Genomic DNA, 25,156 nt, shown 5'->3' with positions numbered 1-25,156 from the left:
GTCTTACTTTCCGCTGGCGAGCCAGGTGAAGGCGAGGCCGCCATCGACCCGGTTCGGCGACCAGGTGAAGCCGGTCTCGAAGCCCTTGACCTCGCTGCGCACGCCGAAGGCGTTGGAGGCGTGGCCGACCACGACCGAATAGTAGCGGTCCATGATCCGCTTCCAGGCCTTGAGGTATTTTTCCCGGCGGGCATCGGCATCGACCGTGGTCACCGCGTCGGTGATCATGGCGTCGAGTTCGGGATCCTGCACGCCGCCCCACAGCACGGGGTTCGGGCCGTCGGACATGAAGCGCACGAAGCGCAGGAAGATGTCGGCGCGCGGACCGGAGGCCATCGGCGCCAGGTCCCACTTGTACTCACCGAGCATTTTCTGGGTGCCGAGGTCGTCGAGGGCGTCGTGCTCGACCTTGAAGCCGAGCTTCTTCAGCATCTGCACGGCAACTTCCGAGTAGGGCTCCTGCCAGGAGACGACCTTCATCGTCGTCTCTTCCGGCACGACGCCTTCCTCGGCGAGCATGGCCTTGGCCTTCTCAAGGTCCGGCTCGGCGTGCGTGTCGGCGTTGCCGAGCGCCTCGTCGTAGTAAAAGTTGCCCGGGATCGCCATCTGGTTGGTGACGATGCCGTCTTCGCCGGCGATGAAGTTCATGTAGGCGCTCTTGTCGAGCGCATAGGCCACCGCCTCGCGGACCTTCACATTGTCGAAGGGCGGGTTCGGCGCGCGGTTGTTGAAGGACCAGAAGTACCAGGTGGTGTCCTTCAGGAACTGGATGTCGATGTCGGGATCGGCGCGCAGTTCCGGCAGGGCATCGCCCGGGACGCGGGCGACCTGCAGGTCGCCGGAGCGAAGGGCCAGGGCGTTCTCGCTGGTGGCGCCGCGCAGGTCAAAGCGCACGGCATCGAGATAGGGCAGGCCCGCCTGCCAATAGTCTTCGTTCTTGGGCGCGATCAACTCGACCTGCGGGGTCCAGGTGCCGAACTTGAACGGGCCGGTGCCGATCGGCGTGGTGATGGTCGCGTCCCAGCCGGGCGATTTCGGCGACAGGATCCAGGCTTCCGAGATCAGGTTCAGGAAGGCCGCGTAAGGCTTCTTCATGGTGACGACGAAGGTGGTGGCGTCGGGGGCGGCAAAGCCGTCGACCTGCTTCATGGCGCTGGCCAGCCAGCCCTTGGTGACATTGGCCTTGATGCGCTCGAAATTGGCCATGACGTCGGCGCCGGTCATCGTGTCGCCGTTGTGGAAGGTGACGTCCGGGCGCAGCTTGAAGGTGTAGGTCAGGCCGTCGTCGGAAACGCCGAAGCTCTCGGCGAGCCAGGGCTTGACGGAGCCGTCGTCGGCGATCGAGGTGAGCGCCTCGGCATAGACCTGCTGGACGCCGATGGAGCCGGTGTGGCGGTGCGGGTCGGCGGTGTCGAGGCCGAGGGTGGCGAAATTGAGCGTGCCACCGTATTGCGGCTCGTCGGCGGCCAGGGTCTGGCCGACGGACAGCGTCATGCCGAGCGCGGCGGCGCCGGCAAGGACGGTCCTTCGCGTCAGTGCGGACCTAAACATGGGATTTCCTTTCAGGGTGCAGTTGGGCTGGGGACGAGGGGGCAAGCGAGCGGCCGGCCATGCCGTCTGCGGCAACGCCCAGATGCGCGAGGATGGTGGGCGCGAGATCGACGAGGCCGGTCGGCTCGTTGCGGGTTGCGCCGGCGGCAAATCCCGCGCCGGCGATCATCAGGAACGGCGACTGCTCATAGCGGCCGAGGCCGCCATGCTGGCCGCAGCCGGCGGGCTTTCCTTCGCCGGTCACCGGCTTTGCGGTGTGGCTGAGGCCCGGCACGCCGAAGGCGTTGGGCTCGTCGCTCGCGGCCATGGAGACGTAGAGCGCGAGGCCCCGCCGGTCGGTGTGGTTGACCGTGGCAAGGTCGTCCGCCGCGATCACGTCGCCGGCCCAGGACTGCGCCCCGATGGCGGCGGCGAGCGCTGGAACGAGGTCGCGCGCGGCCTCGGACGCATAGAGAAGGAAGGCGGTGCCGTTCGGGGCGATGGCGAGATCGCCGGCGGTAAGCGCTTCGCCGAAGCCGAGCCGGATGAGTTCCCCGCCGATATCGACGATGCCGGCAACGGTCTGGTGGCCGTGGTCCGAGCCGACGATGAAAAGCACGTCGTCGCCATCGGCACGTAGCTCGTGCACGGCATCGGCAACGCGGCCGGCTTCTTCGTCGGAGGCGCGCAGGGCGGCAAGGTGCTCCGGCGATCCGATGCCGGCGTCGTGCTGGCTGAGGTCGGGTTCGGAAAGCCACAGCAGCGCGTGGGCGGGCGGCGTGTCGGACGTCAGCGTTTCCAGGAACCGGTCGGCGATGTAACGGTCGCCCTCCGTGCCGCCCTTGACGGGGGGAGGGTCGAGCGGTGCGCGGCCGGGCCCGTGGGAGCCGGCGCGGTGGTACATGGTCCCAAAGCCGTCCGGGTCCTGGGCATAGGCGGCGCCGGGCGAGACGTTGGAGAACACCGCCGCGCCGCCATGGGCCGCCAGACGTTCGGAGAGCGTCGGGCGGTCGAGCGCGCGGCCGGTGACGCGCTTTCGGTGCGGGAAGAACTCCGGCAGGCCGGCATCGTGGACGACGAGGCGGCCGTCTTCGACGAGCGCCAGCGCGTTGCCCTCAAGGCCGTGGTCGGCTGGATAGCAGCCGGTGGCAATGCAGCTTGAGGCGACCCGGGTAACGGAGGGCACGACGCTGCGGTGGTCGGCGAACCACTCGGCCTCCCCCCTTAGCCGGCAAAGGTTGGGTGTCAGGTGGGGCGCGACGAAATCGCGCCGCAGACCATCGAGGATGACGACAACGGACCGGAGCATGGCTCACTCCGTCCCGTTGAGGGCAAAATCGAGGACGTCGAAATTGCGCAGGGGTTCGGTCTTCTCGCGGTAGTCGGCGCGAAGCGGGCGGGAGAGCAGGAACGGCACGCGCTGTTCGTGAAAGCCGCCATGGGAGCGCAGGCGCTCGCCGGCGAGCGCGGTCAGATCGTGCTCGGCCTCGTGACTGCCGAGGGCGACGCCCTTCTCGCCGGTCAGCACGAAATCGGCTTCCGCTTCCCATGGCGTTTCCAGCACGCGGGCGGCTTCTTCCCGCGGCAGCACGCGCTCGATGCCGGGGATGTCGGCGAGGAATGCGCCGAGGGCGGCGACATTCAACTCAGGCGCCGTGACATGGACGCGCACGAGGCCGCCGAGGGCGCCGTGGTGGCGCACGAAGGGATCGGTGATCGGGCAGATCACCCGCGCCGCGCCCTCGCCGAACCGGGCTTCGATTTCGTCGGCGACGAACACCACATTGGCCGTCCCGTCCGCCTTGGCCATATCCGTCATGCCGTGGTCGGCGATGATGGCGATATCGGCACCGGCGGCGAGGAACGCGGCAAGGCGCCGGTCGACCGCGGCGAGAAAGGCGTCGGCCTCCGGCGCGCCGGGCGCATGGCGGTGCTGGACGTAGTCGGAGAGGGAGAGATAGAGCAGGCGCGCCCTCTCCCGCCTCAAGAGTTCCAGCCCGAGGTCGAGGACGTAGAGCGACAGTTCTGGGGAGTAGCGGTCCGGCAGCGGCGCATCGAGAAGGTCGACGACGCTGGCAATGCCGTTGGTCGCTTCGTCGACCTTGTCGGCGCATTCGGCCGAGACCGAGATGCCGTCGAGGTCGAGGGCAAGCGCCTGGCGCAGCTTGTCCTTGGCGGTGACGACGGCGGTCGCAACGCCCTCGCGGGCCAGCGCCGCCAGCACCGTCGGCGCCTTCAGCGACCTGGTGTCGGTCATCATCACCGTCTCGCCGGTCTCGCGGTCGAGATAGTAGTTGCCGGCGACGCCGTGGACGCTCGGCGGCGCGCCGCAGACGACGGAGAGATTGTTCGGGTTGGTGAAGCTCGGCATGGCCGACAGCGCGGTCGCCGCAAAGCCCTCGCGCCCCATGCGGTCGATGGTCGGGATGAGGCCGGTGCCCACCGCCGTCTCCAGATAAGCGGGGTCGCAGCCGTCGAAACAAATGAGAACCAGGGGGCGGCGCGGCAGGCGATAGGTACGCCCGTTGACCGAAACGGTGCGGCCGGTCTCGTCTGTGGCGTCCCCGCTTGCCGCCTCGTGTAACGGTACTGTCGTAACCATGGATTAGCCTTCCCCGGTATTCCAAGACCTGCTGTCTCGATCTCGGTGAAGGTATGTTCGACGCCATGGTTTTGGTAAAGTGAAAGTTACGCGAATGAATGTTCCGTCCGCTCACATATCCCCATGGTCAAGAATTCCTGTAAAGGCTCTCCTCGTATTCGAGAGCGTCGTCCGTCATAAAAGCGTCACGAAAGCTGGTGATGAATTCTGCATCACGCATAGCGCGGTTTCCAAGAACATATCTATACTAGAAAATTACCTGGGACACACGCTGTTCAACCGGGCGGGACGGACCCTGATGCCGACCGCCGAGGCGGAGGTCCTCGCCCGGGCCGTGCGCGAGGCGGAAAGCGTCATCGACGGCGCCCTTGCCGGCATCGCCGAGCGCTGCGGGACCGTGGAGCTCGATATCGTCGCTCCGGCGACCTTCGCCATGCGCTGGCTGATCCCGCGGCTGCCGGATTTCACCGGCCGCCACCCCCATGTCCACCCGCAGATCCGGCCGACCCACACGCCCGACAACTGGCAGACCATTCCGTTCGACATCGCGGTCCGGCGCGGTGCGGACATGCCCGCCCATTTCCTTTCCCGGCCGCTGTTCACGGAAACCATCGGGCTGGTGGCGACGCGGTCCGTTGCCGAGCGGCTGCGACGGGCACAGGGGGCGCTGCGCCCCGGCGACCTGGTCGCCGCCGACACCCGCCCGGGAGAGCTTGCCGCGTGGCTGGACGTTGCCGGCTTTGGCACCCGGGCTGCGGAAAGCGCGGTCCACTATCCGCACAATTATATCGCGCTGGAAGCGGCCCTCGCCGGGCGCGGCGCCATGGTGGTACCGCTGGAGATCGTCCCGCAGCTCCTGGAAGACGGCCACCTCATCGAGGTCTTCCCCGGCCGCACCCTCACCGGCAAGACCTACCATGTGGGCCACGACCCGCGCTCGCCGAAGCGGCCCTATCTCGACGCCTTCGTCTCCTGGCTGCAGATGCAGACGCCGATGCCGGCCGCGGCCTGACGCCCGTCTTCCGCAACCCGCGCCTCACGCGAATTCGTAGCTTTCGGCGAAGGCGCCGGCCAACTGGTCGGCGAAGCGGGCCGCGGCGACCGGCAGCGTGCGGCCGCGGAGCTGGGCCAGGTGGAGCTGGCCGAAGGCGACGTCCTTGGTGTCGATCGGCCGGTGGGCGAGGCCGTTGCGCGAGGCCTCCGGCGGCAGGCCGATCGGGATCTGGAACGAGATGAACCCTTCCCTTTCCGCCAGACTGCGCAGGAAGTCGAAGCTGTCGGACTGGACTTGCGGGCTCAGCCGCATGTTGTGGCGCTTGGCCGCTGCCTCCATGAGGCTCCTGACGCCATAGGGCAGCGACGGCATGGCGCAGGGATATTGCAGGCAATCCGAAAGGCGCACGGTCTCGCGCCCGGCAAGCGGGTGGTCGGCCGCCATCATGGCGTGGATCGGCTGCTTGACGATCAAAAGCGTGTGGAAGTCGGCCAGCTTCACCGGCTCGAAGACCAGCGCCACGTCGGCCGAATAGTCCATCAGGGCGTTTTCCGCCGCCTCGCGGTCGCGCACATAGACGCTGAAGGTGACGGCCGGATGGCTGCGCCGGTAGGTCTCGATCTGCTGCGGCAGGAAATAGGGCAGCAGCGCCTGGCTGCAGGCAACGGCCACATGGCCGCGCCTGACGCCGGACAGGTCCGAGATCTGCGAGCGCACCCGCTCCATGTCGGAAAGTTGCGAGCGGATGTGGTGGATCATCAGCTCGCCCGCCGTGCTGAGCCGCACGCCGCGCGGCAGGCGCTCGAAAAGCGGCACGCCCAGCTCCTCTTCCAGCGCCAGAATCCGCCGGTTGAGGGCCGAGGGCGTGATGTTCAGCGTCTCCGCCGCGCCGCGGATCGAGCCGGCCTTGGCCACCTCGTCCACATAGCGATAGGTGATCAGGTGCCGCATGGCGCCGTCCTACTGTTGCGTTTTTTGCACCGGTGCCGCGTTCAAATAACAGCAGACGGCAACGTAAAGCCTCGATAGGGTCAGCGGCAAGAGGACGCACCCGACCCATAAAGGGCGGATCGCGACAGAAGCCTCCGGCGGCGGCGACGCCGCCTCTCCAGCACGCGAGGTTGAAATGAGTTCGACCGAAAAGACCGCCAGCGCTTCGCAGGGATCGCTTCGCCGCATCGCCGGCTCGCAATCCCTGCAATCCTTTGGCCGCTTTGCGCTCGGGCCGCTGATCCTCTTTGCCATCTGGTGGGTCGCCTGGGCGCTCGACCTGGTCGACAAGAACCTCTTGCCCTCGCCCGTCGCAACGCTGGTCGACACGGCCGGCAACATCGTCGGCGGCGACATGCTGTTCGACCTGTGGCGCACGCTGGTGCGGGTCGGCTATGCCTTCGTCATCGCCGCCGTCTTCGGCGTGCCGGTCGGCATCGCGCTTGGCGCCAATTCCAAGGTCTACCGGTCGCTGGAATTCATCATCGACCTGTTCCGGTCGACCCCGGCAACGGCGATGTTCCCGCTGTTCCTGCTGCTGTTCGGCCTCGGCGACTTCGCCAAAATCGCCGTTGCCGCCTTCGCGGCCTGGCTCGTCGTCGTCTTCAACACCGCCTATGGCGTCATGAACGCAAGGCCGACGCGGATCCAGGCGGCAAAGTCGATGGGCGCCTCGCAGCTTCGCATCTTCCGCGACGTGATCTTCTACGAGACCCTGCCACAGACCTTCGTCGGCCTGCGCACTGCGGTCTCCATGGCGCTGGTCGTCATCATCGTGGCGGAAATGTTCATCGGCGCCGTCGACGGCCTCGGCCACCGCATCATCGATGCGCAGATCTCCTACCAGCTCACCGACATGTACGGCTCGATCCTCATCGCCGGTGCACTCGGCTATGCGCTGAACCTCTTCTTCCTCGTCCTCGAGGACGTCTTCGTCCACTGGTCCGGTCGCTGACCGGGCGCCCCTCACCCCAACCCGCACAGGGCAGAACACAGGATTCCGTCATGAGCAAACCCGGAGAAAACATCATGAAGACGTTTTTGTCTGCGCTGGCCGTTGCCGGTGTGACGGCCGCGAGCGCCGGCCAGGCGATGGCCTGCGACAAGATGGAAAAGGTCACGTCGGCCTGGCTGCCGATCATGCAGACCACGGCCTATTACGTCGCGCTTGAGGAAAAGCTGTTCGAAAAGGCGTGCATCGAGATCATCTCCAACAAGATGCAGTCGCCGAACCACATCATCGACGCGCTGGTCGGCGGGCGGGCCGATTTCGGCCCTCCGGGCGCGGCGGCCGGCATCGCCATGCTGGCGGAGGAAAAGTTCCCCGGCACCTTCAAGGTATTCGGCCTGCAGGGCGGCGGCATCAAGATCGACCGGATCAATGACGGCCTGATCGTCAAGCCGGACAGCGGCATCGAATCCTTCGCCGACCTGAAGGGCAAGACACTCGGCCACGTCCCCGGCATCCAGTGGCGGACGATCTCCAAGAAGATGGTCAAGGCCGCCGGCCTTGATCCCGACAAGGACGTGACGCTGACGGACCTTGCCGTTGCCATGCAGGTGCCGGCCGTTGCCGGCGGCTCGGTCGACGCAACGCTGTCGCTGGAGCCGGTCGGCTCGATCGCGGTTGCCTCCGGCAAGGCCAAGCGCGCCATGACCAACCCGGTCGCCTCGGTCATCGCCGATCCGTTCTATTCGGGCGCTGCCGTGCTCACCACCAAGTTCATGAAGGAACGCCCGGAAGTCGCCGCCAAGGTGGTCGAGGTCATCGACGAGGCGATCGACCTCGTCAACGCCGACTTCGAGAAGTACAAGGTCATCATCCCGAAATACACGGCCATCCAGGAAAGCCAGCTCGACCTTCTGGCCCAGCCGTACCTGCGCCCCTTCTACGATCTCAACGAGACGGACCTCAATTCCTACCAGGCCTTCGTCGACATCTTCTATGAGTTCGGCGTCATGAAGGAAAAGATGAACGTCCGGGAAAAGATGCTGAAGAAGGAAGACCTTGCGGGCTGAGGCCGACTGGCCGCCCGTTCAAGGACACCCGGGAAAGGGAACTTTGCGAGCATGAACGTCACCGCAATGCTGAACGCAAGGAAACAGACCGGCCGCTCCGGGGAAGGCGACGCGACATCCGTCGCGCCGTCTTCCCGGCAGCAAGCGGCGGACGGCACCGCGACGCCGGCCGCTCCCGGCACGCGGCAGACCTTCATCACCATCGAGGGGCTCAGCAAGTCGTTCGGACGGGAGGTGGTCTACCGGGACTTCACCCTCAGCCTGCCGGAAGGCAAGATGATCTCGGTGTTCGGGCCCAATGGCTGCGGCAAGAGCACGCTGATCAACCTGATCTCCGGCCTGATGCCGATTGACGCCGGCCGCGTCCTCTACGACGGCAAGACGATTGCCCAGACGCGGATCTCCTACGTCTTCCAGAACTACCGGGAGGCCCTCTTCCCCTGGTTCCGGTCGATCGACAACATCCGCTATCCGCTGAAGATCATGGGCCTGAAGCGCCGCGAGCAGGATGCCCGCATCGAAGAACTCCTCGCCGATTTCGAGATCAACATCGACCTCAACGCCTATCCCTACCAGTTGTCCGGCGGCCAGCAGCAGACGGTCTCGATCCTGCGCGCCCTGGTGACCGATCCCGAAGTGCTGTTCCTCGACGAGCCGTTCTCCGCCCTCGACTACGAGATGACCCTTTCCATGCGCGAGCAGTTGCAGAAGATCTTCCTGAAGACCGGGACGACGATGCTGCTCGTCTCCCACGACCTGGAAGAGGCCGTGCAGCTTGCCGACAAGGTGCTGCTTTTGACGCGGCGGCCGACCCGGGTCGCCGAAATCGTCGACATCGACCTCGCCTGGCCGCGCGGCACCGAAGCGGTCACCGATCCGCGGTTCGTCGACCTGAAGAGCCATTGCCTGAAGGTGTTCCAGCGCGAAGCGGCGGTCCGCTGAGGCCGCAACACCCCAACGAAAAAACCGAACAAGGGAAGCATCCAGATGCCTAAGTCCGTCTTTCGCGCCGCCGTCGTCCAGACCCTCGCCAAGCTCGGCGATTTCGACCACAACATCACGCTGATGACGACCTATGTGGCAGAGGCCGTGCGCCAGGGCGCCGAGCTCGTCGTCCTGCCGGAATGCATGGATACCGGCTACCTGTTCGATTCGCCCGAACACTGCGCGGAACTCGCCGAGCAGATCCCCGGCGGGCCGTTCGTCACGGCGATGGCCGGGCTCTGCAAAAAGCACGGCATCTATATCGCCAGCGGCATCACCGAAAAGGACGGCGACAAGATCTTCAACACCGGCCTGATGCTGGACCGGGACGGCCAGGTCGCCGTGCACTACCACAAGCAGTTCCTCGCCACCCACGACCAGAACTGGTTCGCCTTCGGCGAGCGCGGCTGCCCGGTGGTCGATACCGACCTCGGGCGCATCGGCCTTCTCATCTGCTTCGACGGCCGCATTCCGGAGATCGCCCGTTCGCTCGCCCTGCAGGGCGCCGAGGTGATCGTCGACATGGCCAATTTCTTCGCCATGGACCAGGCCGACATGTGGGGTCCGGCGCGCGCGTTCGAGAACGGCATCTGGCTGGTCGCGGCGACAAAGGCCGGCTATGAGCGCTCGATCTACTATCCCGGCGGCAGCATGATCGCCGACCCGGAGGGCCGTGTCGTCACCTCCATCCCCTACGACACCCACGGGGTGGCCGTTGCCGACATCGACCTTGCCGCCGCCCGGCACAAGCGCGTCTATGGCGCCAACAACAAGATTTCCGACCGGCGCCCCGACGCCTATGGCATCCTGAAGACGCCCTATGACGAGACGCCGGTCGCCAAGGTGGTGTGGGAGCCGATCGTGCCGGCCGAGGCAACGTCCAAGGTCGCCGCCGTGCAGAGCCACGTTGCCGACCTTTTGCCCGGACCGGAGACGACCGGCGCGGACGATGTCTTCGACATGCTGGACCACACGGCCAAGCTCGGCGTGAAGGTTCTTTGCCTGCCGGAATACGCCTTCTCGCCGGCCTGGGTGCCCGATGCGGCCGGGGCGGCGGAGCTGGCAAAGGCCCATCCGTCCCATGTGGCGCGGGCGGCCGGGATCGCCGCACGCTATGGCTGCGTCATCGCGGTTCCCGGCGTCCTCAAGGACAACGGCCGCCTCTTTCCGGCGACGACGCTGGTCGGGCCGGACGGCGTGATCGGCAGCTACCGCAAGGTCCACCTCACCGCCGAGGAGGAGAAATGGGCCTCGGCCGGCGCGGACTTCCCGGTGTTCGAGACGCCCTTCGGCCGGGTCGGCATCATGATGGGCTATGACGGCCTTTTCCCGGAGGCCTCGCGCTGCCTCGGCGTTGCCGCCGCCGACATCGTGCTGTGGCCCGCCGCCTTGCGCACGCCCCAGGAGCGCGAATGGCTGACCGTGCCGCGCGCGGCCGACAACCGCGTCGCCCTGGTGCTCGCCAACCGGCTCGACTGCCCCTATCCGGGCGGCAGCCTGGCGGTCCCCCCGAACGGCTTTCCGCACTGGGACATCAATGTCGTCGCACCGAAATCGCTGAAGATGGGCGCCGTCATGCCGATGTTCGTCGATCTCGCCGTCTGCCGGCAGAAACAGATGATCCCCAAGGTCGACATGTTCGCCAACCGGCTGACGGCGACCTACGGGCCGCTGGTCGAGGCGCTCGCCGTCGCCGACGTGGCCGAATAGCGGCCCGCCGGAAACGCCACGACAGCCATGGAAACGCTCGCAACGTCGCCTCACGCCGAGGGGGCCGTCACCGGTCCCTTCACGGTGCCCACCCTGCATGCCGCCTACGCCGCCGGCCTTGCCCCCGAGGCGGTCGTCGACGAGGTCCTCGGCCGCCTCAAAGAGGCGGACGACGACGGCATCTTCCTTTATGTGGAAAGCCGCGCCTCCCTCCTCGCCCAGGCTTCCGCCCTCGGCCCCTTCGATCCGGCCGCAAAGCCGCTCTGGGGCATTCCCTTTGCGGTCAAGGACAATATCGACGTTGGCGGCCGGACCACCACGGCGGCCTGCCCCGCCTACGCCTACACGGCCGAACGCGATGCCTTTTGCGTCGCGGCGCTGCGCGCGGCCGGCGCGATCCTCATCGGCAAGACCAATCTCGACCAGTTCGCGACCGGGCTCGTCGGCCTCCGGACGCCGTTTCCCGCGCCGCGCAACGCGGTCGACCCTAGTCTCGCGCCGGGCGGGTCCAGTTCCGGCTCCGCGGTCGCCGTTGCCCGCGGTATCGTTGCCTTCGCGCTCGGCACCGACACCGCCGGCTCCGGCCGCGTTCCGGCCGCCTACAACAACATCGTCGGCCTGAAACCGACGCTCGGCGCGATTTCCTCCACCGGCGTCGTGCCGGCCTGCCGGTCCCTCGACACCGTATCGGTGCTCGCCCTCACCGTCGACGACGCCTATCTGGCCTACCGGGCCGCCGCCCGTCCCGATCCGGAGGATGCCTATTCGCGCAGCATTGCGACCGGCCCCCTCTCCGGCCCGCCGCCGTCCTTCCGCATCGGCGTTCCCGATGCCGCCTCGCGAGAATTCTTCGGCGACGCCGATCAGGAGCGCTCATTCCTTGAGGCCCTGCGGCTCGTCGAGACGCTCGGCGGAGACCTCGTCGAACTTGATTTCGCGCCGTTCTATGAGACCGCGCAGATGCTCTATGAGGGCCCCTGGGTCGCGGAGCGGTTCGCGGTGCTGGAAGACATGCTGGCAGCGCAGCCGGAGGCCGTTCACCCGGTCACCCGCGAGATCATCGAAAAGGGCCGCGACATGAGCGCGGCCGACCTCTTTCGCGCCATCTACCGGCTGAAGGCGCTGGAAAAGGCGACGGCGTCCGCCACGGCCTCCCTCGATGCGCTCTGCGTGCCGACCATCCCGACCTTTTACACGGTCGACGAGATCGCCGCCGATCCCGTCGGCACCAATGCCCGGCTCGGCACCTACACCAACTTCGTCAACCTCCTCGACATGTGCGGCATCGCCGTGCCGACGCCGCTCCGCGCGGACGGCCGGCCGGGCAGCATCACGCTTCTCGCCCGCGCCGGCCGGGACGCCGCCATCGCGGCGCTGGCGCGCGAGATCCATGCGCGCTCTGGAACGACGCTCGGCGCGACCGGGGCATCGCTGCCGCAGGCCGCCCCCCTGTCGTCCGGGCCGGCCGCGGACGAGATCGAGCTTGCCGTCGTCGGCGCGCACATGTCGGGCATGCCGCTGAACGGCGAACTGACGCGGCTCGGCGCGCGGTTCCTGCGCGCCACCCGGACCGCGCCCTTCTATCGCCTCCATGCCCTTGCGGGCGGGCCGCCCTTCAAGCCGGGGCTGGTGCGCGACAGCGACGGCGCGGCGGTGGAGTTGGAGACCTGGGCCGTGCCGAAATCCCGCTTCGGGGCCTTCATGGACGGCGTCAAAAGCCCGCTCGGCATCGGCACGCTGACCCTTGAGAGCGGCGAGGAGGTCAAGGGGTTCCTGTGCGAGGCCGCCGGCCTCAAGGGGGCGCGGGAGATCACCGCCTTCGGCGGCTGGCGCAGCTATATGGCCGCGATGGCCGCCAAGACCGCATAGCCCCCCCTTCGCGACACCGCCTTCGACATGTCTCCCGGTGCCGCCCTCGAGCGGCCCGGCGTTTCCTGACATATGAAAATTCGGCCAGGCGGATCGCGCTTCAGCCTCCCGTCAGGCAGAAAGGGTTTTCTCGTTTCCGAGGCCGGGCGATGCGCCCGGACCTGCCGTTCTCCCACCGGCTTCGCGAAAAACGCGTCCGAGAAACAGGAATACCCGAAATGACCGCTCTCCTGATGCGCTATGCAACGCCAGCGACGATCACCCTCTTCATCGTCTCGCTGGTCTCCGGCATCGCCCTTTTCTTCCATGTCGGCCCGTCGGCGTTCCACGGCATCCACGAATGGCTGTCGATGGTGCTCATCGTCCCCTTCGTGCTCCATGTCTGGCGCAACTGGCGGCCGATGACGCTCTACCTGAAGGGACGCCCGCTGTTCCTCTCCGCCGTCGTCTCAGTGCTCGCCTCGGCGATCTTCTTCATTCCGACCGGCAATGCCGGCCGCGGCGGCCCCCCGGTCTTTGCGCTGTCGCGCCAGATCATGCAGCAGACGCCGGCCGCGGTCGCCCCCGCGCTCGGCACTACCGAAGAGGCGCTGACGCAGAAACTGGCCGCCGCCGGCTACAAGATTGCGCCGGGCCAGTCGCTCAACGCGATCGCCCAGAGTTCCGGCAAGTCGTTCATGGACATGGCCAGGACCCTCTCCGCCAAAGGTCAGTAGACGAAAAAACCTCCGCCGGCGCGCAGTCGGCGGAGGGGCTTTTCTTGCCGGACGAAAAAATGCCCGCCGAACGGATCGGGCGGGCTTTTCTTTTTGCTCGGAATGGCGGTGCCGGGCGCGGCGACCGCGCCCGGCGTCGGCGGGAGACGATCAATAGGGGCCGGACCAGCGAGGGCAATTGCCGCGGCAACCGCCATAGCCGTAGCCACGTCGTCCGTATCCGTAGCCATAGCCGCCCCGGCCATAGCCGCGGCCGCGATAGCATCCGCCGCGGCCCCAGCCGGGACCGCCCCAGCCACGGCCACGCCAGCCCTGGCCGCCCCAACCGGGGCCGCCCCATCCACGGCCGCCCCATCCGGGGCCGGGCTGGCCGTAGGTGTTCGGGCCGGGCTGCGCCTGGGCCGGCAGGGTCTGCTGCTGGGTCTGCGCGTTGGCGGCGGGCTGCTGCGACGTCTGGGCCGATGCCCCGGCGAAGGGCGACAGCGACACGGCGAGCACGGTCGCGGCGAGAAGGGTTTTGAGTGCGGGTTTCATGGCAACCTCCATTGGTGGATCGATAGCCAAAACCTCCGCCCGCGGGCTGAAGCGTTGCTGACGAGCTACGCAAAACCGCTTCAGCTTCCTGTCAGGATCGAGGCGCAGTAGGGTGGTTCGCAAAAAAGGAACACCCATGCGAATCCTTCTCGTCGAGGACGACACGGTGCTGGGCGCCGCGGTGCACGACCAGCTCAAGGCCGACGGCCATTCGGCCGACTGGGCGACGCGGCTCGACATGGCGGAGGAAACGCTCGCCGTCGGCGTCTTCGACCTGGTGCTCCTCGACCTGATGCTGCCGGACGGGCGCGGCGTGCCGTTCCTGAAGGCGCTGCGGGCGCGCGGTGACGCGACGCCGGTGATCATCCTGACCGCGCTCGACCAGGTGTCGGACCGGATCGAGGGGCTCAATGCCGGCGCCGACGACTATATGGTCAAGCCCTTCGACCTGTCAGAGCTCTCCGCCCGCATCGGCTCCGTCGCCCGGCGCTATACGGGCAACCCGAACCCGCTGGTGCATCTGGGCTCCCTCGAAGTCGACCTTGCCGCCAAGACGGTCAGGCGCGATAGAACGCCGGTGACCCTGACGGCGCGGGAATGGGCGCTGTTCGAGGCCTTCGTGCAGGCCAGGGGCCGGCTGCTGTCGAAGGCCCAGCTCGAGGAGCACCTCTACAGCTTCGACGACGTCATCGAGAGCAACACCATCGAGGTCCATATCAGCCGCCTGCGCAAGAAGCTCGGCCGCGAACTGATCGAGACCGAACGCGGCCTCGGCTACCGGCTGGCCACTCCATGAAGCGGCCGCGCTCGCTCCTTCTGCGGCTGGCTCTGGCGCTCGGCGTCGCGGTCACCCTTCTGTGGCTCGCCGCCGCCGCGATCATGGCAAAGCAGCTCCAGCGCGAGATGGAGGTGGTCTTCGACGCAGCGCTGCGCGACACCGCGCACCGGATGTTGCCGCTGGTCATGCATGAGAGGCGCGGTCCCGGACCCGGGCGCGGCTTGGGACAAGGCCGGGGGCAAGGTCGCGGCCGCGGCTGGGGCTGGCGGCGATGGCAGCAGGAGACCCGCCCCGGCGACGGCGGCGCGGCGAATATCGAAGACAGCCTGCCGGAGGCCCGGGACAATTATCGCTACGCGATCTTCGACGAGGCGCGCGAGGTCATCGCGATTTCCGACGGCGTCGATCCCTCCTTCTTTCCGCCGTTCGAGCGAGAAGGGTTTTTCGAGGCAAAGGGCTACAAGTTCTTCTACGACCGCACGCGCCGGCGCGACGTCTATATCGTCATGGCAGAGCCCCTGTCGCGGCGCGCCGCCGTGGCGCGGGAAATGGCGATGGGTCTCAGTTGGCCGCTCCTTGCCGTCATCCCGCTCAGCATCCTTGCCATCTTCTTCGTCGTGCGCGGCAGCCTGACGCCGGTGCGCAAGCTGCGCGACGACCTCGGCGACCGGGACGCGCGGCACCTCTCCCCCCTCGCCGACCACGGGCTGCCGAGCGAGCTGACGCCGATCGTCGGCAGCATCAACGCGTTGCTTGCCCGGCTAAAGGCCGCCTTCGAGGCGGAGCGCAGCTTTGCCGCCAACGCCGCCCACGAATTGCGCACGCCCGTTGCCGGCGCCATCGCACAGGCGCAGCGGCTGAAGGCCGAGACGAAGGACGAGAGCGCCGCCGCTCGCGCCGGCGAGATCGAGACCACATTGAAGCGGCTCAACAGCCTGTCGGAAAAGCTGATGCAGCTCGCCCGCGCGGAAGGCGCGCGGCTGCGCACCGATACGGCGAGCGACATGCGGCCGATCCTGAAGATGATCGCCGGGGATTTCGAGCGCTGCAATGCGGCCGGGCGGCTCGACCTGACGATGGCCGAGGCGCCGGTGCTCTCCGACCTCGACCCGGACGCCTTCGGCATCCTGGCGCGCAATCTGATCGAGAATGCGCTGAAACACGGCGCGGCGGATGCGCCGGTGACTGTTGCGCTCACCGCGCCGGGCACCCTCACGGTCGCCAATGCGGGCGCCGTGATCCCGCCGGACGAGTTGACCCGGTTGACCGCCCGCTTCGCACGCTCCGGCGGCAAGGTCGACGGCAGCGGCCTCGGCCTTGCCATCGTGCGCACCATTGCCGAGCGCGCGGCGGCAAAGCTGGAGCTACGTTCGCCGGCGACTGGTCGCGACGACGGCGTCGAGGTGAGCGTGACCCTGCCGCACGGAGGGTGAGGGAGAACGAACCGCGCTTCCCTCACGCCGCGCCGCCGATCAACTGATCGAGCAGAGGCGCAGGGCGTCGTAGATCGCGGCGTGGACGTTGCGCGAGGCCTGGGCGTCGCCGATGCGGTGCAGCTCGAAACCCTCGGCCTTTCGCGGCTGCGGCCGCACCGCCTTCAGGGCGTGCAGGTGGGTGATACCGCGATTGCCCGCATGCTCGCGCAGCTCCTCGAAGAGATCGTCCATCGGGATCGTGCCCATGTCGACGACCACCTGGTCGACGAGGCGGGTGTCGGTCTGGTGGGTCAGTTCGTTGAGGAGCACGGCTTCCAGCCGGTTGCCGGTGCGGCGCACCTCCGTCAGCCGCAGGTGCCCCTCGGCGCTGAGGCCGGAGAGGGCGAACTCCTTCTGCCAGCGGACGATTTCCGGATAGACCAGATCCTGGGCGATGTTCGCATCGATCGTCGTCAGTTGCACGTTGGCGCCGTCGGCCTGCGCCATATGCGCGGCCATCAGGGCGGGGTGGCGCCCGGTGCCGTCCCAGACCAGCACGTCGCCCTGGGGCTTGACCTGCCGCCCGACGACGTCCCAGGCGCTGTGCACCAGATGCGCTCCGGCGCCGAATTCCGTCTGCGGCACGCCGCCGGTGGCGAGGATGACGAGGTCAGGGGACTCGGCGAGGACGTCTGACCCTTCCACGAACTTGTTGCACTCCACGGCGACGCCGAGCCGGTCCAGTTCGGCCAGGCGCCATTCGACGATGCCGATCATGTCGCGGCGCCAGCCATTGGCGGCAAGCAGGAGCTGGCCGCCGGGCTGGGCGGCGGCCTCGAAGATGCGCACCTCATGGCCGCGGAGGGCGAGGATGCGGGCAGCCTCAAGCCCGCCGGGGCCGGCGCCGACGATGACCGCGCGGCGGACCTTGTCGGCCTTGGCGATGTCGTGGCTGAGGGTCAGCTCGCGCCCGGTGGCGGCGTTGTGGAGGCATTTGGGCCGGTGGGCGGACTGGCAGTGACCGGCGCCGACGCAGGGGCGGATGCGGTCCTCCTCGCCCCTGAGCAGCTTTGCGGTCATGTGCGGGTCGGCGATCTGCGGCCGGGTCAGCCCCGCCATGTCCACATGGCCTTCGGAGACGGCAAAGCGCGCGGAGGCAAGGTCGGAGAGCTTGGCTGCGTGGAACACCGGCAGGTTGACCTCGCGCTTGAAGCGGCCGACGGCGCCGACCCAGGGCGCGGCCGGCGACCCCATGCCCGGGAAGGTCTCTTCGGAGAGCGCCCTTGCGGTGTCCATCGAGCCGTAAAGGGCGTTGAAGAAGTCGACCGCGCCTTCGCTCTGCAGGATGCGGGCGGCGGCGATGCAGTCTTCCGGGGTAAGTTCGCCGTCGATGCCCTCATCGACGACGAAGCGCATGCCAACGATGAAATCGTCGCTGACATTGCGGCGGATCTCCGCGTGCACCATCAGGGCAAAGCGGATCCGGTTCTCCAGCGGGCCGCCGAAACGGTCGGTGCGGTGGTTGGTCTTGGGCGACAGGAACTGGCCGATGATGTGGCCGCCGGCAAGGGTCTCGATGCCGTCGAGACCGCCCTCCTCGCAGCGCCTTGCGGCCCGGCCGTAGGCCTTGACGACGCGGTCGATGTCGTCCTCGTCCATCTCGCGCGGGATCGCCCGGTGCAGGGTCTCGCGGATCGGCGAGGGCGCGATGGCGGGCAGCCAATCCTGGGCATAGGGGTCGCCGCGGCGGCCGAGATGGGTGATCTGGCACATCAGCGCCGCCCCTTGCGCGTGCATGCGCTCTGAGAAGCGCTGCAGGTGCGGGATGATGGCGTCGGTGCCGACGTCGAGCTGCTGGAAGATGTCCGGGCTGTCGATGTCGACATTGGACGAGCCGCCGAACATCGAGAGAGCAATGCCGCCCTTCGCCTTTTCCTCGTGATAGGCCTGATAGGCCTCCTGGGGGAAGTTGTCCTCGTCGAGGCCGCAGGCGTGCGAGGTACTCATGATGCGGTTGCGCAGCGTCAGCTTTTTGATCGTTAGCGGCTGCAGCAAGGGGTCCCGGCTTCGAACGGGGCTCTGGTCGTTCATGGCATGGTCTCCTGGAGGCGGACGTAATTCGGGCGTGACCCCGTCCGGAATCTTTTTTTGGGGGCCCGCGTCAGAGGACCTTGGAGAGGAACTCGCGCGTGCGGGGGTCCTGGGGGCATTCGAAAATCGCGTCGGGCGGGCCGCTTTCCACGATCCGGCCGTGGTCGGTGAAATAGACCCGGTCGGAGATCTCGCGGGCAAAGCCCATCTCGTGGGTGACGAGGACGCAGGTCATGCCGTCGGACGCCAGCTCCTTGATGGTGACCAGCACTTCCTTGACGGTTTCCGGATCGAGCGCTGCGGTGACCTCGTCGAACAGCATGACGTCGGGCCGCATGCAGAGGCTCCGGGCGATCGCCACCCTCTGCTGCTGGCCGCCGGAAAGCTCGGCCGGATAGGCGTCTTCCTTGTCGATGAGCTTGACCTTGGCGAGCAGCGCGCGGGCGCGCTCCTCGACGTCGTCCCTCTTTTCGCGCAGCACCAGCAGCGGCGCCATCATGATGTTGTCGAGGACGGTGCGGTGCGGGAACAGGTTGTACTGCTGGAAGACGATGCCGACCTTGCGCCTCAGCGCCAGCTTGTCGAGCTTTGCGTCATGCACCTCCTGGCCCTCGACGGTGACCGAGCCGCTGGTCACCGGGGTCAGACCGTTGATGGTCCGCACCAGGGTGGATTTGCCGGATCCCGACGGGCCGATGATGCAGATGACCTCGCCCTTCATCACTTCAAGGTCGATGCCCTTCAGAACCTCGAAGGAGCCGAAGGATTTGTGCACGTCCCGGAGCGCCACGATGGGCTGGTCCGGGGTCCAGGTCGATGCGGGCTGCATGCTCAGGCTCACTCTTGTCACGACCCCGCCGAAAAGCGGCGTTCCAGCCGGCGGGTGTAGATCGAGATGGGGTAGATGAAGACGAAGAAGATCGTCATCAGGAACAGGTAGAAGGGGATCAGGAATTCCGGGTGGGAGCCGGCGGCCTCCATGGCCGCCTGGGTGTTGCCCAGCGCCTCGTTGACGCCGAGGATCGCGGCCATCGGCGTCATCAGCATCAACAGCGCGTACCAGTTCATCCAGGGCGGCAGCATGCGCCGGATGCACTGGGGCAGGATGATGTAGCGCAGGGTCTGGCGGCGGGAAAAGGCAAGGCTTTCCGCGCTCTCCCATTGGCCGGACGGGATCGACAGTACGGCGCCGCGCAGGATCTCGGCGATATTGGCCATCACCGGCAGCGCAAAGCCGACGGTCGCCTTAACCCAGTCGGGGATAAGGATCTTGTCGCCGCCGGGCAGCGTCACCTGGAACGGCAGCAGAAGCATGATGGCGAACAGGATGACCAGCCAGGGCGAATTGCGGAAGAGCTGGGTGAACAGCTTGGCGGGCACGCGCAGGATCACGCTCGGGCTGATCTGCATGAAGCCGAGGATGACGCCGGCGACGGTGGCGATCGCCATCGCCAGAATGCTCATGATGAGGTTGAGCAGGAAGCCCTTCAGGATGAAGGGAATCCAGACGACGAGCGTCGACAGCGCCGAGACCCGGGTACCATCGGTGCCCTGCGCGGCGACGGTGAGCGAGGCCAGGCACAGCACGGCGGTCAGTGCCGGCGCGCGCCAGGTGATGCGGGAGAGCGCGGTGACGGACATGGTGCGCGTCATTGGCCGTATCCCGGCAGCGCCAGCTTGCGTTCCAGCCAGCCCATCAGCCAGGCGATGACCGCCACCAGCACGATGTAGTAGAGGAACAGAAGGACCATCATTTCCGGCACGTTGACGCTGTCCGACCAGATGTTGCTGAGCGTGTAGGTGATCTCCGGAACGGCGATGACGTAGGCGAGCGAGGAGGTCTTGGCCAGGCTGATGACGTTGTTGGTCAGCGCCGGCAGGCTGAACCGGAAGGCCAGCGGCAGGGTGATGTAGGCGAAGATCTTGAAGTCGGAAAAACCGAGCGCGTCGGCCGCCTCCTTGGTGGTTTCCGGCACCGCGTCGACGCCGGAGCGGAAGATCTCCACATTGTAGCTGCCGCCGAAGATGCCGAGCGCGATGACCGCCCAGCCGAAGGAGCCGATGATCGGTTCGTACCAACCGCCCATGTCGACCCGGGGCGTGATCGCGCCGAGGCCGAAATAGAAGAACAGGAGCTGCACGATCGGCGGCGTGTTGCGGAAGATCTCGATATAGGCGGCGACCAGGAAGCGCACGATGCGCAGCTTGGAGGTCTGGGCGCCGGCGCCGACCACCCCGATCACCATCGACACGGCAATGACCGCAAGGATCAGCTTGACGGACACCCACATGCCCTCAAGCAGCCGCCCCCAGTCATAGGGGTCGTAGAACGGGGTGAAGTTCACCCCCGTCGTTTCGTAGAGCCGCTGAAAGAATGGCGCAAAGAGATCCAGCACGGCGAAAACCTGCTATCTGCCACGGGCGGCGTGTCCGGCGTTTTTTTCGCGCCGGCGCGCCGCCCCGTTCACATGTCGGAATGCCAGATTATCCGAGCAACCGTCAGTTGTTGAGATAGCTGTTATCGTAGGTGAGCTGCTCGTGCATCTTGGCGAGCCAGGGCGACGGCTTGACGCCCCACTTCTTCTCCAGCTCGATCAGCGTGCCGTCCTTGTGCCAGTTGTAGGCCATGCCGGCCATGAAGGCGCCCCAGATGCCGCTCTGTTCTTCCAGCGGAACGGCCGCGCCCCACGGGTTGGAGAACACGGTATCGACCGGCATCTCGAAGCCTTCCCACTCGCCGCTCGCCAGATCGGCGGCGATCGAGGTGTCGTCATAGACCCAGGCGATGCACTTGCCGGAACGCAGCGCCTGCTTGGCCTCGGTGTTGCCGCCGAAGGCGATGACGTTGGCGCCGAATTCGGTCTCGGCGATCTTGTTGTAGAAGACGCCCTGCTTGCCGCAGACCGGCTTGCCCTTGATGTCGTCCCAGGACTTGATGACGCCTTCCTTGGCCATCAGGGTCGGGCCCGAGGTCCAGTAGGCGGGCTCGATGATGCCGACGACCTTGCGGCGGTCGGGACGGTCCGACATGGCGCCGATCAAGAGGTCGACCTTGCCCTGCTTGAGGAACTCCATGCGGTTGGCCGAGGTGATGACGATCGGCTCGAGCTTGACGCCCATGCGGTCGGCAACGGTCTTTGCCAGATCCACCTCGATGCCTTGCAGGGCGCCGTCCGGGGAGCGGAAGGCCCACGGCCGGAACGCGCCCTGGACGCCGACACGCAGGACGCCTCGATCGAGCACTTCCTTGAAGCGGTCGTTCTGGACGTCCTGGGCGGAACTGCTGCCGACGGTCGCGACCGCTATGGCGATCGCGCCGACGATTGTCTTCAGTTTCATCATATCGAACTCCTCTGGTGGTGTTGGCCGGTGGTGTCGTTATCGATCTGATCCGGCAGTTCGCAGTGTGGTGTCGGCCCCGTCCGGCGGGCCGAATTCCCGCTCCTGGCGAGCGAGAAAGGCGGTAACCTCACGTTGTGTACGCCCGGCGTCCCAGCCGAACAAGGGCGCCAGCTTTTCGGCCGTGCGGCCGACCCGCTCCGGACCGAGGAGCCCTTCCCAAACGGCGCCGGTGCGCTGCACCAGGACGCCGTGCAGGTCGTGGGCATGTTCTTTCGTCACCGCCCGCACCTCCGCATCGGCCTGGTTGTCTCCAGGTCCCTGCGGGGTGCGAACGGCGGCACGCTGGGGACTCCCGATTTTGGAGCGAACCCTTGCAAGCATTTCGCGGCCGGCGCTGCGATGGCTCATGACCGGCCCTGCGGTCATCGCCAGAACGTTGTCGAAGCCCTTGTCGGCAAGGTCGTGCACCGTGCGCTCCCTTGCGCCCATCGGGCGGTCGGGGTCGTGGGTGAGCGGTCGCACGCCGGCCCAGCATTGCTCGATGTCGGCGCGCGTGAGGTTCAGTCCGGGAAGCAGGTGGTTGGTCTCGCCGATGAGGAACTCAAGGTCCTCCGCCTCGACCCGGATGTCGTGGGCATCGCCGTCGAAGAGGGTTTCGGTCGGGCCGAAATAATAGCGGTCGTCGCCGAGCGGCAGGCCGTAGAACGGATAGCCGCGCCGGTGCAGGGTGGCGATGCCCCGGTTGGCATAGCCCGCCGGCAGGCGGAGGATGATGTGTGCGCCCTTGGTGCCGCGCACGAGCCGCTTGCCGAAGGTGCCGACGTCGTCGGCCCAGGTGCCGGCCATGTTAAGGACGGTGCGCGCCCGCACTTCCCGGAAGTCTCCGGTCTCCACATCTTCCAGGGCGACACGCCAGAGGCTTACGGCATCGCGTTCGCGGATTTCGGCGCGGGTCTGAAGGCAGATGTCGGCGCCATGAGCCTCGGCGTCGACGGCGTTGTCGACGCACAGCCGCTCCGGCGCGCCGAACAGGTACTCGCGCACGCTGACCATGCCGCGCAGGGTGTCCTGGTCGCGCAAATGCTTGCCGATCGGATGGTGGCGGGCCTCCTCGGCGTTGCGCACGCGCCGGTCGAGCGGCGGATCGCTCGGCCCGAGCAGCCCCAGGAGCCGGATGCCGAGATCGAGCTGCCAGCGCGGATAGGGCCCGTCGTCCCAGACCGGGAAGGAGAGTTCGATGGCGCGGGTTGCGACCGTCTCGTCCCCGGCGAGTTCGGTCCGCGCCAGCATCGCCTGGCGGGCCATGTCGGCGGCACGAGCAAAACGCAGAGGATGGCGAATGATGTCCCAGACCGGATGCTCGGTCTCGAAATAGCGCAGGCCGCAATGCAGCATCCGCGAGGAACGGCCGCTGGCGCCGGACGCGAAGTCGTCGACCTCGGCCAGCAACGTGCGGTAGCCGGCTCTGGTCAGCTCGCGCAACGCCGCAGTACCGTTGACGCCGCCGCCGATCACGACGACGTCATAGGTCTCCTGTTCCTCAGCACGGTTGGCGGCCCTTTTCATTGGAATATGAAAAACGGCCTCCAACCGGATTCAAAATGCAAAATACTCCTTTCAATATGCGCAGGACGCATAATGAAAGGATCCGCATTTATCGATTATTCGAGGACCGTGGCCAGCACCTCGTCGCGCAGGATTTCGGCCTGGCCGATCAGCTCGGTCGCCAGCGAACTCGGGCCCCGCGTTTCCGGCTGCAACAGCGCGATCCGGCAGGGAAGGTGCGGCCGGAAGGGGCGGTAGACGAGGCCCGGATCGCGGTACGCCCAGGCGGTGAACGGATCGACGATGGCGACGCCGAGGCCGCGCTTGACCATGTTGCAGATCGGCGCCGACATGGTGCTCTCGATGACCTGGCGCGGGGCGATCCCCGCCCCTTGCATGATGTCGTCGAAGGTCCGCCGCGCGGACACCGTCACGGCCCATCCGACCAGCCTGTGATCCCGCAGGTGCTCCGGACGCAGAACCTCTTCGCCGGCCAGGGGATGGCCGGCGGGGATCGCCGCCACATAGACGGTGTCGGCGAAAATCCGCGTCCGGAAACCGGACAGGAGGAACGGCGTTTCGGCAAGGCCGAAGTCGACCTGCTGGGTCGCCACCCATTTCTCCACGCTGACGGACATGCGCACATTGAGGGCGACGCGCGCCTGCGGCCGCTCGCGGCAGAAGCGGGCGATGACCTCGGGCATGAAATCGAGGCCCAATGCGGGCAGGCAGGCGATGCCGACGCCCTGCTCCAGGCCCTCCTCCAGGCGGCGGCCGAAATCGTCGAGGGAGGCGAGCGACACGAAGAGCTTTTCGACCTCGTCGAGCAGCAGATGGGCAGCGTGGGTCGGCACCACCCGGCCCCGGCGGCGCTCGAACAGCTTGACGCCGAGGCTCTGTTCGAGCTTGTCGATCATCCGGCTGACGGCCGGCTGGCTGCGCCCCAGGATTTCCGCAGCGCCCGACACCGTGCCGGAGCGCATGATGACCTGGAAGGCTTCGTAGATCGCGGGGTTCACGGTCATGCCGCCGCTCCGGGGGTAAGGATCGCGCCGAGGCCGAGTTCGGGATGGCTGGCGTCGATCGTCGCGAGGTCGGATTGCATTTCTTCCAGCAGCCAGTCGGCGACCGCCGATACCACTTCGGAGCGCGGACCCTCATCACGGATCTGCAGCCGGCATTCGCGGCCCGGCACCTTGAGCGTCCGGCTTGCCGGCACCAGGCGCCCCTCGCCCATCCAGTGCGAAACGATGTTGAGCCAGCCGGCGGCGATGCCCTGGCCGACGAGGGCGGCCTGCACGACGACGGAATAGTCGGAAAAGGTGAGACGTGCGTGGGGCGTCCCAAGCGAGCGTGTCTCCACAGACGCCAGCCTGTCCGGCGCATCGCCCTCCAGCAGGATCAGCGCGGCGCTGCCGCCGCGCATCGTCTGCAGATAGCCGGGCGCACAGACCGGGACATAAGCCTCCTGCATGATAAAACGGCCGGGGATCTCGCCAGGGGCGCCGTAGCGCATGGCGATATCGACATCGCCGAGGCCACCAGTGACCGGTCCGGGGATGAGCTGGAAGCGCAGGTCGACATCGGGGAACGCAGTCTGGAACCGGGTGATCCGGGGCATCAGCCAGTGATTGGTGAAGGCGGTGGAGACCGATATCGTCACCTGCGACTTGCCGGTGCGCCGTTCCTCGATCTCGTGCAGGGCCTCTTCGACTTCGGCAAAGGCGCTCTGGACGGCCGTTTTCAGGCGTTTTCCGTCTTCCGTCAGCCGAACGCCGGGCCTGCCGCGCTGGAAGAGCTGGGCGCCGATATGCGCCTCAAGCATCGCCAGGGCGCGGCTGACCGCCGGCTGGGTGACGTTCAGTTCGGCCGCCGCATGGGTGAAATTCTCGCAGCGCGCCGCGGCTTCGAAGACGAAGAGGGATCCCGGCGACGGCAGTCTGCGGCGGAGCGTTGTCATAAGGTGAGGTTATGATACCCAAATATTTTTGACAATTGCCGAACGCCCGTTTCCTGCAACAACCTTGGCGGACCCAA

The 25,156-nt window shown here is 67.0% G+C and carries 22 protein-coding genes; 9 read left to right on the top strand and 13 right to left on the bottom strand.

From position 1 onward, the window contains the following. Positions 1 to 3 precede the first annotated feature (3 nt). The 3 genes from CH339_RS02160 to phnA are packed head-to-tail and all read right to left on the bottom strand — an operon-like array spanning position 4 to position 4,132. The gene (locus CH339_RS02160) at positions 4 to 1,551 is read right to left on the bottom strand and encodes an ABC transporter substrate-binding protein (protein ID WP_111432630.1); all 1,548 of its coding nucleotides are present in this window, start codon (positions 1,549 to 1,551) and stop codon (positions 4 to 6) included. After that, the gene (locus CH339_RS02155; protein WP_111432629.1) at positions 1,544 to 2,839 is read right to left on the bottom strand and encodes an alkaline phosphatase family protein; all 1,296 of its coding nucleotides are present in this window, start codon (positions 2,837 to 2,839) and stop codon (positions 1,544 to 1,546) included. The genes CH339_RS02160 and CH339_RS02155 overlap by 8 nt, the downstream gene beginning before the upstream one ends. A gap of 3 nt (positions 2,840 to 2,842) precedes the next feature. Beyond that, the gene (phnA, locus tag CH339_RS02150; protein ID WP_111432628.1) at positions 2,843 to 4,132 is read right to left on the bottom strand and encodes a phosphonoacetate hydrolase; all 1,290 of its coding nucleotides are present in this window, start codon (positions 4,130 to 4,132) and stop codon (positions 2,843 to 2,845) included. A 94-nt stretch (positions 4,133 to 4,226) separates the two neighbouring features. Between phnA and CH339_RS02145 the strand changes: the two genes are divergently transcribed. Next, positions 4,227 to 5,144, top strand: coding sequence for a LysR family transcriptional regulator (locus CH339_RS02145; RefSeq protein ID WP_111432627.1), 918 nt, complete (start codon positions 4,227 to 4,229; stop codon positions 5,142 to 5,144). A 24-nt stretch (positions 5,145 to 5,168) separates the two neighbouring features. Here the strand turns inward: CH339_RS02145 and CH339_RS02140 are convergent, their stop codons facing one another. Beyond that, the gene (locus CH339_RS02140; RefSeq protein WP_111432626.1) at positions 5,169 to 6,077 is read right to left on the bottom strand and encodes a LysR family transcriptional regulator; all 909 of its coding nucleotides are present in this window, start codon (positions 6,075 to 6,077) and stop codon (positions 5,169 to 5,171) included. Positions 6,078 to 6,252: 175 nt separating this feature from the next. On the opposite strand from CH339_RS02140, the gene CH339_RS02135 reads away from it, so the two are divergent. The 6 genes from CH339_RS02135 to CH339_RS02110 all read left to right on the top strand — a co-directional run bounded on the left by CH339_RS02135 (position 6,253) and on the right by CH339_RS02110 (position 13,414). After that, complete coding sequence (locus CH339_RS02135) at positions 6,253 to 7,071, top strand: ABC transporter permease (RefSeq protein ID WP_111432625.1); 819 nt, start codon at positions 6,253 to 6,255, stop codon at positions 7,069 to 7,071. A 50-nt stretch (positions 7,072 to 7,121) separates the two neighbouring features. Next, complete coding sequence (locus CH339_RS02130; RefSeq protein WP_244668930.1) at positions 7,122 to 8,135, top strand: ABC transporter substrate-binding protein; 1,014 nt, start codon at positions 7,122 to 7,124, stop codon at positions 8,133 to 8,135. Positions 8,136 to 8,186: 51 nt separating this feature from the next. Next, entirely contained in the window at positions 8,187 to 9,077 is an 891-nt protein-coding gene (locus CH339_RS02125) for an ABC transporter ATP-binding protein (RefSeq protein ID WP_244668929.1), read from the top strand. Positions 9,078 to 9,122: 45 nt separating this feature from the next. Beyond that, positions 9,123 to 10,829, top strand: coding sequence for a carbon-nitrogen hydrolase family protein (locus CH339_RS02120; protein WP_111432624.1), 1,707 nt, complete (start codon positions 9,123 to 9,125; stop codon positions 10,827 to 10,829). 27 nt (positions 10,830 to 10,856) lie between these two features. Further along, positions 10,857 to 12,698: an allophanate hydrolase gene (gene atzF, locus CH339_RS02115; protein WP_111432623.1), complete on the top strand. Its 1,842-nt coding sequence runs from the start codon at positions 10,857 to 10,859 to the stop codon at positions 12,696 to 12,698. Positions 12,699 to 12,916: 218 nt separating this feature from the next. Continuing rightward, positions 12,917 to 13,414 (top strand): DUF4405 domain-containing protein, encoded by a 498-nt coding sequence (locus tag CH339_RS02110; protein WP_111432622.1) that lies wholly within the window; start codon positions 12,917 to 12,919, stop codon positions 13,412 to 13,414. 150 nt (positions 13,415 to 13,564) lie between these two features. Here CH339_RS02110 and CH339_RS24905 read toward each other — a convergent pair whose 3' ends face one another. Next, a complete protein-coding gene (locus CH339_RS24905) occupies positions 13,565 to 13,948 on the bottom strand; it encodes a hypothetical protein (protein ID WP_184443301.1) in 384 nt (127 codons plus the stop codon). 136 nt (positions 13,949 to 14,084) lie between these two features. Here CH339_RS24905 and CH339_RS02100 point away from each other — a divergent pair, with 136 nt between their 5' ends. Next, on the top strand, positions 14,085 to 14,744 hold the full coding sequence (locus tag CH339_RS02100) for a response regulator transcription factor (RefSeq protein WP_111432621.1): 660 nt from the start codon (positions 14,085 to 14,087) through the stop codon (positions 14,742 to 14,744). Beyond that, positions 14,741 to 16,159 (top strand): sensor histidine kinase, encoded by a 1,419-nt coding sequence (locus CH339_RS02095; protein ID WP_111432620.1) that lies wholly within the window; start codon positions 14,741 to 14,743, stop codon positions 16,157 to 16,159. Before CH339_RS02100 ends, CH339_RS02095 begins: the two co-directional genes overlap by 4 nt. Positions 16,160 to 16,198: 39 nt before the next feature. On the opposite strand, the gene CH339_RS02090 is transcribed toward CH339_RS02095, so the two are convergent. The 8 genes from CH339_RS02090 to CH339_RS02055 form a co-directional block, all read right to left on the bottom strand. Next, the gene (locus CH339_RS02090) at positions 16,199 to 18,232 is read right to left on the bottom strand and encodes an oxidoreductase (RefSeq protein WP_111432619.1); all 2,034 of its coding nucleotides are present in this window, start codon (positions 18,230 to 18,232) and stop codon (positions 16,199 to 16,201) included. Positions 18,233 to 18,302: 70 nt separating this feature from the next. Continuing rightward, positions 18,303 to 19,061: an amino acid ABC transporter ATP-binding protein gene (locus tag CH339_RS02085; protein ID WP_111432618.1), complete on the bottom strand. Its 759-nt coding sequence runs from the start codon at positions 19,059 to 19,061 to the stop codon at positions 18,303 to 18,305. 17 nt (positions 19,062 to 19,078) lie between these two features. Further along, positions 19,079 to 19,885: an amino acid ABC transporter permease gene (locus tag CH339_RS02080; RefSeq protein WP_244668928.1), complete on the bottom strand. Its 807-nt coding sequence runs from the start codon at positions 19,883 to 19,885 to the stop codon at positions 19,079 to 19,081. Then, entirely contained in the window at positions 19,882 to 20,628 is a 747-nt protein-coding gene (locus CH339_RS02075; RefSeq protein ID WP_111432617.1) for an amino acid ABC transporter permease, read from the bottom strand. The genes CH339_RS02080 and CH339_RS02075 overlap by 4 nt, the downstream gene beginning before the upstream one ends. A gap of 103 nt (positions 20,629 to 20,731) precedes the next feature. Beyond that, a complete protein-coding gene (locus CH339_RS02070; RefSeq protein ID WP_306461164.1) occupies positions 20,732 to 21,571 on the bottom strand; it encodes a transporter substrate-binding domain-containing protein in 840 nt (279 codons plus the stop codon). 39 nt (positions 21,572 to 21,610) lie between these two features. Next, positions 21,611 to 23,140: an FAD-dependent oxidoreductase gene (locus CH339_RS02065; RefSeq protein WP_111432615.1), complete on the bottom strand. Its 1,530-nt coding sequence runs from the start codon at positions 23,138 to 23,140 to the stop codon at positions 21,611 to 21,613. Between the two features lie 95 nt (positions 23,141 to 23,235). After that, positions 23,236 to 24,144, bottom strand: a complete 909-nt coding sequence (locus tag CH339_RS02060; RefSeq protein ID WP_111432614.1) for a LysR substrate-binding domain-containing protein — start codon at positions 24,142 to 24,144, stop codon at positions 23,236 to 23,238. Continuing rightward, positions 24,141 to 25,079, bottom strand: a complete 939-nt coding sequence (locus tag CH339_RS02055; protein WP_111432613.1) for a LysR family transcriptional regulator — start codon at positions 25,077 to 25,079, stop codon at positions 24,141 to 24,143. The genes CH339_RS02060 and CH339_RS02055 overlap by 4 nt, the downstream gene beginning before the upstream one ends. Between the last annotated feature and the right edge of the window lie 77 nt (positions 25,080 to 25,156).

Origin of the sequence: Rhodobium orientis (genome assembly GCF_003258835.1) — a bacterium.
GTDB classification, from domain to species: Bacteria; Pseudomonadota; Alphaproteobacteria; order Rhizobiales; family Rhodobiaceae; genus Rhodobium; species Rhodobium orientis.
This window is presented reverse-complemented; position numbering and strand designations above follow the sequence as displayed.

Excerpts from the sequence above, each read along its gene's own strand:
- CH339_RS02160 (WP_111432630.1), bottom strand. The coding sequence starts at position 1,551 with ATGTTTAGGTCCGCACTGACGCGAAGGACCGTCCTTGCCGGCGCCGCC.
- CH339_RS02155 (WP_111432629.1), bottom strand. The coding sequence starts at position 2,839 with ATGCTCCGGTCCGTTGTCGTCATCCTCGATGGTCTGCGGCGCGATTTC.
- phnA (WP_111432628.1), bottom strand. The coding sequence starts at position 4,132 with ATGGTTACGACAGTACCGTTACACGAGGCGGCAAGCGGGGACGCCACA.
- CH339_RS02145 (WP_111432627.1), top strand. The coding sequence starts at position 4,227 with ATGAATGTTCCGTCCGCTCACATATCCCCATGGTCAAGAATTCCTGTA.
- CH339_RS02140 (WP_111432626.1), bottom strand. The coding sequence starts at position 6,077 with ATGCGGCACCTGATCACCTATCGCTATGTGGACGAGGTGGCCAAGGCC.
- CH339_RS02135 (WP_111432625.1), top strand. The coding sequence starts at position 6,253 with ATGAGTTCGACCGAAAAGACCGCCAGCGCTTCGCAGGGATCGCTTCGC.
- CH339_RS02130 (WP_244668930.1), top strand. The coding sequence starts at position 7,122 with ATGAGCAAACCCGGAGAAAACATCATGAAGACGTTTTTGTCTGCGCTG.
- CH339_RS02125 (WP_244668929.1), top strand. The coding sequence starts at position 8,187 with ATGAACGTCACCGCAATGCTGAACGCAAGGAAACAGACCGGCCGCTCC.
- CH339_RS02120 (WP_111432624.1), top strand. The coding sequence starts at position 9,123 with ATGCCTAAGTCCGTCTTTCGCGCCGCCGTCGTCCAGACCCTCGCCAAG.
- atzF (WP_111432623.1), top strand. The coding sequence starts at position 10,857 with ATGGAAACGCTCGCAACGTCGCCTCACGCCGAGGGGGCCGTCACCGGT.
- CH339_RS02110 (WP_111432622.1), top strand. The coding sequence starts at position 12,917 with ATGACCGCTCTCCTGATGCGCTATGCAACGCCAGCGACGATCACCCTC.
- CH339_RS24905 (WP_184443301.1), bottom strand. The coding sequence starts at position 13,948 with ATGAAACCCGCACTCAAAACCCTTCTCGCCGCGACCGTGCTCGCCGTG.
- CH339_RS02100 (WP_111432621.1), top strand. The coding sequence starts at position 14,085 with ATGCGAATCCTTCTCGTCGAGGACGACACGGTGCTGGGCGCCGCGGTG.
- CH339_RS02095 (WP_111432620.1), top strand. The coding sequence starts at position 14,741 with ATGAAGCGGCCGCGCTCGCTCCTTCTGCGGCTGGCTCTGGCGCTCGGC.
- CH339_RS02090 (WP_111432619.1), bottom strand. The coding sequence starts at position 18,232 with ATGAACGACCAGAGCCCCGTTCGAAGCCGGGACCCCTTGCTGCAGCCG.
- CH339_RS02085 (WP_111432618.1), bottom strand. The coding sequence starts at position 19,061 with ATGCAGCCCGCATCGACCTGGACCCCGGACCAGCCCATCGTGGCGCTC.
- CH339_RS02080 (WP_244668928.1), bottom strand. The coding sequence starts at position 19,885 with ATGACGCGCACCATGTCCGTCACCGCGCTCTCCCGCATCACCTGGCGC.
- CH339_RS02070 (WP_306461164.1), bottom strand. The coding sequence starts at position 21,571 with ATGAAACTGAAGACAATCGTCGGCGCGATCGCCATAGCGGTCGCGACC.
- CH339_RS02065 (WP_111432615.1), bottom strand. The coding sequence starts at position 23,140 with ATGAAAAGGGCCGCCAACCGTGCTGAGGAACAGGAGACCTATGACGTC.
- CH339_RS02060 (WP_111432614.1), bottom strand. The coding sequence starts at position 24,144 with ATGACCGTGAACCCCGCGATCTACGAAGCCTTCCAGGTCATCATGCGC.
- CH339_RS02055 (WP_111432613.1), bottom strand. The coding sequence starts at position 25,079 with ATGACAACGCTCCGCCGCAGACTGCCGTCGCCGGGATCCCTCTTCGTC.